Genomic DNA, 11,938 nt, shown 5'->3' with positions numbered 1-11,938 from the left:
CGGGATTGCAACGATCACCTTTTGGATTGCGCCGTTCAGATTGCGTTGAGTTCGTTCAAGGATGGTTGTGCCCGAAGGCCGTCACGAAAGCCTTCGGGATAACGCGCTTCAATTGCCTGCCAAGCGGCCAGGAAACCTGGCGCGCGGATATCCTCATGAAAGGCTCTGACATAGGCCTCCCAGACATCATCATCGATGAGCTGCTGCTCATACTGGACGAAGGCGCTGTTCAACAAAGAGAGCTTGCAGGCGACCAGCCTGTCAAAGAGGAACTTTTCGCCGGCACTTAGACTGGTCAAATCTGCCGCACCTCGCTCAAAGACTTCCGCGTGCTCGGCCAAAATGGAAAAGACCTGAACCTCGAGCGACATCAGCCCCTGAACCGTTGCCCCCTCAATCGCATCCGCATTACGCCGAACCTCGTAGACGACGAAACCGACTGAGATCAAACCGCCGAGCACGCCCAGAACAGTGGCCACTGCAGTAATCTGTTCCCAGTTCCATGCCATCGCCGTTCCCCAAGACTAGCGGCCATCCTCAATCTATCCGCAGTGTCCGACTTCCGCGGCCGAATTTCCAGTGGCGTGATATCCGGAGACCGCTCCTTCGTGAGACAAACCGTGAAGGCTGTACGGACCCACTTAGGGGTTTTGAGTCGTTAACGCCCCTTCCAGACCGGATCGCGTTTTTCAGCGAACGCCCGTGCGCCCTCAAGCTGGTCCTCGGACGAATAAAGCCGGTCGACGGTCGCCATCTGCCGCTTGGTGATGCGGTTCAGTGCGTCCTGGAACCGCATGTTCTCGGCCTCGCGTACCACTTCCTTGATGGCGGCATAGACCAAAGGCGGGCCGCTTTCGAGCAGCCGCGCCAGATCCCACGCCTTCGAAAGCAGATTGGCCTGCGTGGTGATCTCCTTCAGGAGCCCCCAACGCAAAGCCTCTTCGGCATCGAACCAGCGACCGGTCAACAAAAGGTCCATGGCCACATGATAGGGAATGCGCTTCGGCAACTTGATCGAGGCTGCATCGGCCACCGTGCCCGACCGGATTTCCGGCAGCGCGAAGGTCGCATTCTCCGAGGCAAGGATCAGGTCCGCAGACAGCGCGAGTTCCAAGCCGCCGCCACAGCAGATGCCGTTTACTGCCGCGATGACGGGTTTGTTGAGGTTCGGCAATTCCTGCAAGCCGCCGAAGCCCCCCACCCCGTAATCTCCGTCAACCGCATCGCCATCGTTAGCGGCCTTCAGATCCCAGCCGGGGCAGAAGAACTTTTCCCCTTCGGCCCGCAGGATGCAGACGCGCAAGCTGTCGTCGTCGCGAAAATCGCGAAAGGCCAGCCCCATGATTCGGCTTGTGACAAGATCGATCGCGTTGGCCTTGGGCCGGTCGAGTGTCACCTCCAGAATACCACCTTCACGGCGGGTACGGATCGGTCCCTCGGTTCTCATCTGCATGTCCGCCATCAAACTGCCTCCCGTATCAAAGCGTCCACCGCCACCGCGCCCACTTCCCGGACAAGGATGGGGTTGATCTCGATTTCTTCCAGTTCCAGCCGGTCGCGCATCAGGTTTCCGAGACGGACCGCAATCGAGGCGACAGCAGACATGTCGGCCTTCGGCCGCCCCCGATACCCGTCGAGGAGCGGCCAAAGCCTCAATCGTCGCATGGCTGCCAGCACTTCGTCTTCGCCAACCGGCAAGACGAGTGTCACCGTATCTTCAAGGAGTTCCGCCGTCACGCCACCCAGACCCAGTGTCAACGTCACGCCGTAAACCGGATCGCGGCGCAGTCCGAGCAGAATTTCGGCCACAGGAGCCGCCACCATTTCCTCAACCAGATAGCCGGTCGCGCCTGGCATTTCCGCCTGCCCATCCAGCGACGTTACCCCCAGCCGTACCGCGCCAGCCTCGGTCTTGTGCGCAAAACCGAGCCCCTTGAGGACGAGGGGCGGTGTCAGCCCTTCAGACTTTCGATGTGCTTCGGCAAGCGTCGCACCGATAACGCCTTTCGGGATCGGCACGGATGCGGCATCCAGCACCGCCTTGCCCTCGGCCTCGTCCAACATCCTTGTATCGCGGGACGTCAGCGCAGGCATCGGCCGCCAACCGGGACGCCCCGGTCCGGTCTGCGCCGCTTTCAACGCGCCAAGGGCAGTCTCAAGCCCCATCAGCGGTGCCACCCTCTGCCCGATCAGGCAATTCGCACGGTGCTCGTCGAAGTTCTCCGGCAGTGAGGCCACCGGGAAGGCCGGTTTACCTGTCTCGCGTCCCGCCGCGACAATGGCGTCAAGTGCGGGCTGGAACGAGGATGGATCACAGCGGTCAGGGCGCGGCGGATCGATGATGAAGATGCCGGCATCATAGCCCTTCAGCATCTGGGTAAAGACCGCCTCGGTCCGCGGCCCGTCGCCCCAGATGAAGGTGTGATAATCAAGCGGATTGGCAATCGTGACGATCGGGCCGAGAATCTCGCCAAGCGCCTTGCGCTGGGTTTCGGTCGGAGGAGGAAAGTCGATCGCCAGCGGTGCCGCGAGATCGGAGACCAGCCCGGCCTCACCGCCCGAGCAGGACAGTGAGCAAAGACGGGTACCGATCTGCGGTCCACAAACGTGAAAAATCTTTAATGTTTCAATAAGTTCAGGGAGGGTATTGACCTCAGCCACACCCGCCTGTCTGAGGAAAGCTGACGATGCCGCCCCGCCGCCTGCAAGCGAGGCTGTATGGGAGGCAGCGGCGGTCTGCGAGGCCTCGGTCTTGCCGGATTTCACGCAGACCACACCCTTGCCCGCCGCCCGTGCCCTTTCAGCGAGTGCAGCGAAAGCCGGCGCATCATCGATCCCCTCGACATACATGCCAATGGCGGTCACTCGGTCATCGGCCAAAAGCGCCCCGGCGAGCTCGGCCAACCCGATCTGCGCGGCATTGCCCAGACAGGCGACATAGGCCACGGGCAGTCCGCGGGCCTGCATCGTCAGGTTGATGACGATATTGGAGGATTGGGACAGCAGCGCCACCCCTTTCTCTACTCTCCGCCCGCCATGCTGATCGGGCCAGAGGAGCGCGCCGTCGAGGTAGTTGATGACGCCATAGCAGTTGGGCCCGAGGATCGGCATATTGCCCGCCGCCCGGACGAGATCGGCCTGCAAACCAGCCTCCCCCGCTTCTGTCCAGCCCGAGGCGAAGCAGATCGCCCCACCCGCCCCCATTCCGGCAAGTTCCCGCACCACCTCGACCGTCGCATGGCGGTTAACGCCGATGAAAGTGGCGTCTGGTGCTTCGGGCAGAGCGGAAAGAGACGGATAGGCTTTCAGCCCTCCAATCTCGGATTTGCTGGGGTGGACCGGCCAGACCGGTCCGTCGAAGCCCATCTTACGGCATTGTTCGATCACGTTTCCGGCCCAGACCGACCCCATGACGGCGATGGTACGGGGCCTGAGCAGGCGGGACAGGTCGCGGCTCATGCCTGGCCTCCATGCCTGTAGCAGACGCCGGGGGCTGTCTGCCCCCGGACCCCCGAGAGCATTTCCGAACAGAAGAATGGATCAGCACCCCGCCCCGCAACCGGTGACGGGGTGCCTTCTCCTGTTGCGGCCATCGGCGCTCCCGCCTGTGCCGCGCTGTCAGACTGGCCGAACATGGTTAACCGACCGTTTCTTCTTCTGTTCATAAATACTCCCGCCGGAGGCAAGAAAGTTTCAGGCACCGAGCGGGCGCAGAAGCTCGCGGCTGATAATGTGGCGCTGGATTTCGGACGTGCCTTCCCAGATGCGTTCCACACGTGCGTCCCGCCAGATGCGTTCCAGCGGCAGCTCGTCCATCAGCCCCATGCCACCATGGATCTGGATCGCCTCATCGGCGATGAAGGCCAAAGTCTCGGTCGCCTTCAGCTTGGCCATCGACATATCGGTTTCGGTGACCGTGCCCTGATCGTACTTCCATGCCGCTTCGCGCGTCAGAAGTTCGGCTGCTTTAAGTTCCATCGCCATATCCGCAAGTTTAAAGGATATTCCCTGAAACTTGCCGATCTTCTGGCCAAACTGTTCGCGTTCGGCTGCGTATTCGATTGCGTGGCCGAGCGCCCGCTCGGCGCGGCCAAGGCAGGTGGAGGCGACCTGAAGCCGGGTGGCGCCGAGCCAGCTGTTGGCGACCTCGAAACCCTTGTGGACCTCACCGAGGATCTGGCGCTTGTTCACCCGGCAATCGTCGAATTCCAGCACGGCGTTCGTGTAGCCGCGATGGCTGACATTGCGGTAGCCCTCGCGCACATTGAAACCCTTGGTGCCCTTGTCGACAAAGAAGGCAGTGATCTTCTTTTTCGGTCCGCGCGGTGTCATTTCCTCGCCCGTCGCCATGAAGGCGATGGTGAAGCCCGCGATATCGGCGTGGCTGATGAAATGCTTGGTGCCGTTCAGGACCCAGTCATCACCATCCTCTTTCGCCGAGGCCTTCATGCCGCGCAGATCGGAGCCTGCACCGGGTTCGGTCATGGCGAGGCAATCCCAGGTCTCACCCCGGATACAGGGATAGAGGTATTTCTCGCGTTGTTCCTCGTTGCCTGCCAGAAGGATGTTCGACGGTCGCGCGACGCAGGTCCAGTGCAGCGCGTAGTTGGCGCGGCCAAGTTCCTTTTCGTAAAGCAGCCATGTAAGCGTATCGAGGCCCGCGCCGCCCACGTCCTCGGGCATGTTGGCGGCGTAAAGGCCCGCCTCTATCGCCTTGGTCTGTATCTCTTTTATCAGATCAAGTGAGAGGTGCCCGGTGCGTTCAACCTCCAGCTCATGCGGGTAAAGCTCATTCTCGACGAAGGCGCGCGTCGTCTCGACGATCATCCTTTGTTCGTCTGTCAGGCCGAAATCCATATGTCACACCTTCGGGTCGGGATTGATGGTGAAGCCGTCCACGGTCAGGACCTGGCCAGAGACCATGCGGGCGGCGTCGGAAGCGAGGAAGACCGCCATATTGGCGATGTCTTCGGGGTCGGAGAGCAGTCCGAGAGCGGTGCCCGATGCATAGCCGTCGCGAACCTGCTCGTAGGTCATGCCCTTGGCCGCTGCCTCGGCCTCAAAAACGCGGTCGATGCGGGGGCCGGTGACGGAGCCGGGGGCAATGGCGTTGGCGCGGATGCCGTATGGCCCAAGCTCCATCGCGACGGTCTTCATGAGGCCAATGACGGCCCATTTTGCTGCTGCATAGGGGGCGCGATAGGGAAAGCCATAGAGCCCGGCGGTCGATGAGGTGAAGAGCATCACACCCTTGCCTTGCGACCTCATCAGCGGCGCCGCGTATTTCGCCGCCAACATCGCGCCGTCGAGGTTGACGGCGATGCAATCGCGCCATTCGTCGAGCGGCATCTCCTCGACGGAGGCGGTCGGTCCCTTGATCCCGGCATTGGCGCACAGCACGTCAATACCGCCCCATTCCTCCTTCACTTCATTGAAGAAAGCGGCCATCTCATGCTCATCAGAGGCATTGACTCTGGAGGCGCGGATGCCCTCTGGCACGGCCTTGATCGCGGCCGGGTCCACATCCGTGACCCAGACTTCTGCCCCCGTCGCGGCGAACGTCTTGGCCATGACAAGGCCGATGCCATTGGCCCCTGCGGTGATCAGGACGCGTTGGCTCATTTCCGGCGCTCGCCTGTGTAACGGCCAGCCGCTTCGGGGCGTGGCAGCGTCTTGTGGGCCTCGGCAATGGGGGCAAGTTTTGCCAGCACCTCGGGGGCTGCCGGGCAGGCGCGGCCTGCCTTCATGTCGACATGCAGGAACATCTGTTCGAGGCTGGCGACGACCTCGTCCCCGCGCTGGATGCGGATGAAGGCATGGATGCGCTTTTCGTCCGACGACAGGATCTGGATCGTACCAATCAGCCGGTCGCCGAGCTTCGCTTCGCCCAGATGCATGATATGGGTTTCGGCGGTGTAGTAGCTGTGACCGTTCGCGATATAGTCCATATCAGCGCCGATCAGCCTAAGGAATGCATCCGAAGTCTCTGATGCTGCGAACAAATAGCGGCTTTCTGTCATATGGCCGTTGTAATCAATCCAGCCCGGCAGGACCTGCATATGGGCCATCACCATCGGCGCGCCCTGACCCGTCTCACCGGCCTCATGGAAAGCGGCACGGCGGCGTTTGTCGTGGTCCAGCAGAACCTTACCGGCGCCCCAGTTGCGGTCCTTCAGCGCCCGCATGAATCCGATAAGGTTTGAATCGCGGATGCGTTCCAGTTCGCGGATCGTGTATTGGCCCGATTGTTCGTCCGACTGACCGGCGATCAGGTCGACCAATTCTTCCGTGAATTCAGGCACATCGGTGAGTTTGGTCCAGGGCCATTGCAGGCAGGGGCCGAACTGGGCCATGAAGTGTTTCATGCCCGCTTCGCCACCCGCAACGCGATAGGTCTCAAAAAGCCCCATCTGGCCCCAGCGGAGGCCGAATCCCATGCGGATCGCCTCGTCGATCTCTTCGGTCGTGGCGATGCCGTCCTTGACGAGCCAGAGCGCCTCTCGCCAGACAGCTTCCAAGAAGCGGTCGGCGATATGGGCGTCGATTTCCTTGCGGACATGTAGCGGAAACATGCCGACCTCACGCAGGATTTCCTTCGCGTTTTCAATTACTTTTGCGTCCGACTTCGCGCTCGGAACAATCTCGGCCAGGGGTAAGAGGTAGACCGGGTTGAATGGGTGGGCCACGAAGATCGTCGCGGGGTCGGCGGCATTTTCCTGCAACTCGGACGGCTTGAACCCGGAGGTAGAGGACCCGATCGGCACGCCGTGACTCGCCTGCTGGATCTGTGCGAAGACGCGGTGTTTGAGTTCGAGCCGCTCGGAGACGGATTCCTGAATGTAATCAGCGCCTTCTACCGCTTCGGTGATGCTGGAGGCGAAGCTCAACTTGCCCTCGGCGGGCATCGGCACGTCGGACAAGGCGGGCAAGGAGCGGCGGGCATTGGCCAGCACTTCACCGATCTTGCGCTCGGCTTCCGGGTCCGGGTCGAAGACCGAAACATTCCAGCCGTTGAGCAGGAACCGAGCGGCCCAGCCACCGCCGATCACACCCCCGCCGATGATACATGCCTTGCGAGTCATATTGGGTTCATTCCTTCATTTGGGCCGGTCTGCCTTGCGTCGGCAAAACGTCGGCAAAGTGTATGGCATCTGTCCCGACACTGTCTCGACGCAGGTGTGGAACTAACGGGCTCGGCTTGGCGAGATTCGGCAATATTCAATTCCCCCGATTGTGATCACCCAGACCGATCCGCCTCGCATCTCGCAGACCGCCCGTTGGTACTCGCTCATTTTCGTGTCGAAGTGGCAGTGTTCGCTCACCACGAGACTGCGTTCGCGTATGGTTCCGCCCTCTTCCGCGCATCTCTGGATCTCGGCTTCGCTGTACTTCGGTGGCAGCAGCCCGTCTTGATCAGCGGCTGAAGATCGGCCTCCGGATGCATGGCGGCCGAGATTCTGCGGCGGCGTCATGTTCTGATCTTCTGGCCTTACCAGCGGCTGACATCCCGACAGCATCAGTCCACATGCGGCGAACATGATGAAGCGGCATATGCCAATCGGCCCCGGCATACGCAGCCGCTGGCAGGATACGTTGTTCACTTTACCCTCGGCGCCCGCTTGGTGAGCCCGAGCTTCTTCCGCACCTCATCCGGCCCGATCACCCGCGCGCCCATGTTCTCCACAATCGTCACCGCGCGTTCGACGAGCTGAGCGTTGGTGGCAAGCTGCCCCTTGCCGAGCCAGAGATTGTCCTCCAGCCCCACCCGCACATTGCCGCCGGCCAGAACCGAGGCCGCGACATACGGCATCTGGTCGCGACCGAGAGAGAAGGCCGACCAGTTCCAGTCCGAGGGCACGTTGTTGACCATCGCCATGAAAGTGTTGAGGTCGTTCGGCGCGCCCCAGGGCACGCCCATGCAGAGCTGCACCAACGCCGGGCTTTTCAACACGCCCTCCTTCACCAGTTCCTTGGCGAACCAGAGATGGCCGGTGTCGAAGGCCTCGATCTCAGGACACACGCCCAGATCGGTCATCATCTGGCCCATCGCCCTGAGCATGCCGGGCGTGTTGGTCATCACGTAATCAGCCTCGGCGAAGTTCATCGTGCCGCAGTCGAGCGTGCAGATTTCGGGCAGGCAGTCGGCCACGTGTTCCATGCGCTCGGACGCGCCGACCATGTCGGTGCCCTTGGCTGGCGGCAAAGGTGATTCTACGCCGCCGAAGACGATGTCACCGCCCATCCCGGCGGTAAGGTTGAGGACTACGTCGACCTCGGCGTCGCGGATCCGTTCGGTCACTTCACGGTAGAGCTTCGGGTCGCGCGAGGGCTTGCCGGTTTCGGGATCGCGCACGTGGCAATGGACAATGGCGGCGCCCGCCTTCGCCGCGTCAATGGCGCTTTCGGCGATCTGCTGCGGCGAACGCGGCACGTGCGGGCTGCGGTCCTGGGTGCCGCCCGATCCGGTCACGGCGCAGGTGATGAAGACGTCTTTGTTCATGGTCAGCGGCATCGGGGTCCTCCTGGGATTTCATCGACTATAGCCGTTGGTGGCCGCCACATTTACCCCATAACGAAACAAACATTGCGTAATACGAAGGCTTCGTGGTGGGTGCGCGGCGGTGCGCCTTAAGGTCAAATTGTCGTAGTGATGGAAACAATAAGTCTGAAATCCCACCATTTCCGGCAATGCGCACCGTTGCTAAAGTCAAAGCGAAGCAGATTTCGCTGTTACTTTAGCTCGTTACAGGAAAGTGCTACGACTTCGAGTCGGGATTGCCGCTGCGTCAAGCGCTGCCGTCCGGCAAGTTCGCGCGCAAGAATGGACGTTGAGTGATGAAAAAGATCTCCATCATGTCCCCGTGTTTCAACGAGGAAGACAATGTCGAGACCTGCTATGAGACGGTCAAGGCGATCTTCGACCGTGAACTGCCGGGATACGAACGCGAGCATATCTTCGTCGATAACTGTTCGTCCGATCGGACGGTCGACATTCTGCGCGGCATTGCGGCAAAGGATCCTTGCGTAAAGGTCGTCGTGAACGCCCGCAATTTCGGGGTTTTCCGGTCATCGTTCAACGGGCTGAGACATTGCACCGGCGATGCGACCGTCTGCATCCTGCCCGTCGATCTGCAGGACCCGCCAGAGCATATTCCGGAATTCGTGAAACTGTGGGAAAGCGGCTATGACGTGGTCGCGGGTGCGCGCTCCACCCGGGAGGAAGGCTTTTTCCTGCGCAGCGCGCGCAAGGCCTTTTACCGCATCGTCAATGCGCTGTCGGATTTCGAACTGTCGCCCGATGTCGGTGAGTTCCAACTGATCGACCGCAAGGTCCTTAAGGCGGTCCTCAGCCATAACGATCATTACCCCTATATCCGCGGCATCATCGCCTCCGTCGGGTTCAAGCGGGTGATCATTCCTTATACGTGGAAAGCGCGGAAACGCGGGGTCAGCAAGCACAACCTGATGGTCATGATCGATCAGGCAATGAATGCAATCTTTGCCTTCACCCGCGCGCCGATGCGGGCCTGTACATTCGTGGGTTTTGGCATCGCAATATTCTCGATTCTCTTTTCAATCTTCTCGGTCTTCGCCTGGTTCATGGGAATCGGCGATGCGCCCCGCGGGACGACGACGATCGTCGTTGCGCTGTTCTTCCTTTCCGGGATCCAGCTTCTCTTCATCGGGATGCTCGGGGAATACATCACGTCGATCCACAATCAGGTTCGTGGCGGGCCGATGGTGATCGAGAAGGAGCTGATCAATATCGCGGAAGAAACGCCGGTGAAGGCCGTTGGGGGCAAAGGGTCAGTGGCATCTCTGGCGGCCCACAAGGCATGATACCGGCCGCTTTGGTCAGCACGAGGTTCTGGGGCGGCATCGCAACGCTTGTGGTACCGGTCATTCTGGTTCTGACGCTTTTTCCGGACTGGGGTCTTGTCCCGCTCGACCGCTGGGCGCTGACGGTTCTGGCGGTCGCGCTGCTGGCGCTCGGCTTTTGCCTGCGGCGCGGCGCGACGGAATTCGGGGCCCTCGCCTTCGTCTTCATCACCGGCGCCGGGGCCCAGCTTTACATGACCGAGCCTCTGTGGTTCCCGACATTGCGGCTCAGACCGCAGGGGCTGCGCGACGGTATCATGATCGCTCTGATGGCGCTGGAAGTGGCCGTCGCCGTGGTGATTTTGCGCCGGACGTCCCCGAGCGCCTTGCTGGACGAAGCCGTGCGTCGCTTCGGTGCGGGCCGGATCACGGTTCTGCTGGCCGTGAGCTTTGCCTTCACAGTACCGGTGACCTTCTATGTCGACCGGGGTGCGATGGGCGCCTATCTGGCACATGTTGTGGTCGGGGCCGTTTTGATACTTCTGCATATGACGGTTCTGCTGGCTATGGCGCGGGTGCCGAGCCCGGTCAGCGGATTGCACCGGGTATCTCCATTTGCCCATGCGATGCTGGCAGTGACGGCGAGCCTTGCTTTGGGGTTTTTTGCTTTCGAGACCATCCCGCATGTCGAGGATGAGGTTGCCTATGTCTTTCAGGCGCGCACCCTTGCAGGCGGGGCGTTGAGCGTGCCTGTACCACCCGAGGCCGCGCAGGCGGGGCTGGACTACTACCTTCTGGAGATGAAGAACGGACGCTGGTTCTCGGCCACGTTGCCCGGCTGGCCCGCCGCGCTGGCGGCGGCGATCATTGCCGGCGTGCCGTGGCTGCTCAATCCGCTCCTTGCCGGCTTCTCGGTCCTTATGGCCTATCAGATCACCGTGCGGATGGCCGGGAGGGACGAGGCCGACATCGTCGCAATGATGATGGCTTTTTCGCCCTGGCTGATGGCGGCAGCCGCGACGATGATGCCGCATACCCTGACGCTCGCCCTGACGCTGCTGGCTTGGTGGCTGGTCTTGGGGACGCGGGAGGCGACGCGGCGCGACGGCATGAGTCTGCTTATCGCCGGGCTGGCGATGGGCTGGATCTTCTGCACACGATCGCTGGATGGGTTGATCCTTGGCGGTCTGACGGGGCTTTGGGTGCTGTTCTGGCAGGCGGGGTCGCTCCGCCGTGCCCTGCCCTATGCCGTGGGCTGCATTCTGGCGGGCAGTCTGCTGCTGGTCTTCAACTGGCATCTGGCCGGCTCGCCCCTGACCCTTCCGCTTTCGGCCTATGTCGACCGGATCTGGGCGCCGGGCGCAAATGCGTTCGGCTTCGGTCCGGATATCGGGCCCGAGAACCAGTGGGGTGCACTCGACCTCTGGCGCGGTCACAGCCCGGCCGAGGCGGCGCTGAACACGATCAACCTTTTCTCCAGCTTGCAACTGGAATTCATGGGTTGGCCCGTCGGCTCCATCATCCTGCTGATCGGTTTCTTCCTCTGGCGTCGGGGTCGTAGCCGGTTCGATTTGGCCATGATGCTGCTGCTCGGCACGGTCATTCTGGTCATGGCTCTATACTGGTATGCAGACATCTACTATGTTGGGCCGCGCTACTGGTTCGTCGCGGTCTTTCCGATGTTTTACCTGTCCGCACGCGGCTATGTCGCGATCCGCGACCGGTTGCCCGCGAGCGGGGGGCAAGGCGGACTGCGCTTCGAAGCGATGCTCTGGCTTTTGTGTGCCTTCGGCCTTCTGGTGTTCACACCGTGGAGGGGTGTGGCGAAATATCATGAATATAACGGGTTTTACGCGGATATCCGCAACGCCGCCGCAGCGGGGACGTTTGGCAGCGACATCGTGATCTTCGATGGCCCAGGCGATGAGGGCGCGGCGCTGTTTCTCAACGATCCCTGGTTGCGCCCCGACCAGCCGCTGTTCCTTTACGATGACGGCGCTCTGGACGCGGACGCATTGGCCGAAGCTTTTCCCGGGCGAAAGATCACCCGCTTCACCCGCAATCCGGCGCCGGGCGATCCCGACGGGGAGGAATAGGATGCCGGTGCAAGCGGGTGCTG

9 protein-coding genes are annotated in these 11,938 nt (G+C 61.5%); 2 read left to right on the top strand and 7 right to left on the bottom strand.

All coding sequences use genetic code 11. The features are described from left to right. Positions 1-35: 35 nt before the first annotated feature. From OEZ71_RS00220 to OEZ71_RS00190, 7 genes are all read right to left on the bottom strand, one after another. On the bottom strand, positions 36-509 hold the full coding sequence (locus OEZ71_RS00220) for a hypothetical protein (RefSeq protein WP_263737920.1): 474 nt from the start codon (positions 507-509) through the stop codon (positions 36-38). 149 nt (positions 510-658) lie between these two features. Continuing rightward, the gene (locus OEZ71_RS00215) at positions 659-1,453 is read right to left on the bottom strand and encodes a carnitinyl-CoA dehydratase (RefSeq protein ID WP_263738962.1); all 795 of its coding nucleotides are present in this window, start codon (positions 1,451-1,453) and stop codon (positions 659-661) included. 8 nt (positions 1,454-1,461) lie between these two features. Beyond that, positions 1,462-3,459 (bottom strand): acetate--CoA ligase family protein, encoded by a 1,998-nt coding sequence (locus tag OEZ71_RS00210; protein ID WP_263737919.1) that lies wholly within the window; start codon positions 3,457-3,459, stop codon positions 1,462-1,464. A 234-nt stretch (positions 3,460-3,693) separates the two neighbouring features. Continuing rightward, positions 3,694-4,857, bottom strand: coding sequence for an acyl-CoA dehydrogenase family protein (locus OEZ71_RS00205; RefSeq protein ID WP_263737918.1), 1,164 nt, complete (start codon positions 4,855-4,857; stop codon positions 3,694-3,696). Positions 4,858-4,860: 3 nt separating this feature from the next. Then, complete coding sequence (locus tag OEZ71_RS00200) at positions 4,861-5,622, bottom strand: SDR family oxidoreductase (RefSeq protein ID WP_263737917.1); 762 nt, start codon at positions 5,620-5,622, stop codon at positions 4,861-4,863. After that, positions 5,619-7,082: a carnitine 3-dehydrogenase gene (locus tag OEZ71_RS00195; protein WP_263737916.1), complete on the bottom strand. Its 1,464-nt coding sequence runs from the start codon at positions 7,080-7,082 to the stop codon at positions 5,619-5,621. The genes OEZ71_RS00200 and OEZ71_RS00195 overlap by 4 nt, the downstream gene beginning before the upstream one ends. 515 nt (positions 7,083-7,597) lie before the next feature. After that, a complete protein-coding gene (locus OEZ71_RS00190; RefSeq protein WP_263737915.1) occupies positions 7,598-8,512 on the bottom strand; it encodes a beta-keto acid cleavage family enzyme in 915 nt (304 codons plus the stop codon). Between the two features lie 323 nt (positions 8,513-8,835). Between OEZ71_RS00190 and OEZ71_RS00185 the strand changes: the two genes are divergently transcribed. Both OEZ71_RS00185 and OEZ71_RS00180 read left to right on the top strand, forming a co-directional pair. Further along, positions 8,836-9,840 (top strand): glycosyltransferase family 2 protein, encoded by a 1,005-nt coding sequence (locus tag OEZ71_RS00185; RefSeq protein ID WP_263737914.1) that lies wholly within the window; start codon positions 8,836-8,838, stop codon positions 9,838-9,840. Next, the gene (locus OEZ71_RS00180; RefSeq protein WP_263737913.1) at positions 9,837-11,915 is read left to right on the top strand and encodes a DUF3488 domain-containing protein; all 2,079 of its coding nucleotides are present in this window, start codon (positions 9,837-9,839) and stop codon (positions 11,913-11,915) included. The genes OEZ71_RS00185 and OEZ71_RS00180 overlap by 4 nt, the downstream gene beginning before the upstream one ends. Positions 11,916-11,938 lie beyond the last annotated feature (23 nt).

Origin of the sequence: Albidovulum litorale, from assembly GCF_025751495.1 — a bacterium.
GTDB lineage: Bacteria > Pseudomonadota > Alphaproteobacteria > Rhodobacterales > Rhodobacteraceae > Albidovulum > Albidovulum litorale.
The sequence above is the reverse complement of the archived record's forward strand: the minus strand, read 5'-3'. Positions and strand labels throughout refer to the sequence as shown.

Coding starts and splice junctions, on each gene's coding strand:
- OEZ71_RS00220 (WP_263737920.1), bottom strand. CDS start 509: ATGGCATGGAACTGGGAACAGATTACTGCAGTGGCCACTGTTCTGGGC.
- OEZ71_RS00215 (WP_263738962.1), bottom strand. CDS start 1,453: ATGCAGATGAGAACCGAGGGACCGATCCGTACCCGCCGTGAAGGTGGT.
- OEZ71_RS00210 (WP_263737919.1), bottom strand. CDS start 3,459: ATGAGCCGCGACCTGTCCCGCCTGCTCAGGCCCCGTACCATCGCCGTC.
- OEZ71_RS00205 (WP_263737918.1), bottom strand. CDS start 4,857: ATGGATTTCGGCCTGACAGACGAACAAAGGATGATCGTCGAGACGACG.
- OEZ71_RS00200 (WP_263737917.1), bottom strand. CDS start 5,622: ATGAGCCAACGCGTCCTGATCACCGCAGGGGCCAATGGCATCGGCCTT.
- OEZ71_RS00195 (WP_263737916.1), bottom strand. CDS start 7,082: ATGACTCGCAAGGCATGTATCATCGGCGGGGGTGTGATCGGCGGTGGC.
- OEZ71_RS00190 (WP_263737915.1), bottom strand. CDS start 8,512: ATGCCGCTGACCATGAACAAAGACGTCTTCATCACCTGCGCCGTGACC.
- OEZ71_RS00185 (WP_263737914.1), top strand. CDS start 8,836: ATGAAAAAGATCTCCATCATGTCCCCGTGTTTCAACGAGGAAGACAAT.
- OEZ71_RS00180 (WP_263737913.1), top strand. CDS start 9,837: ATGATACCGGCCGCTTTGGTCAGCACGAGGTTCTGGGGCGGCATCGCA.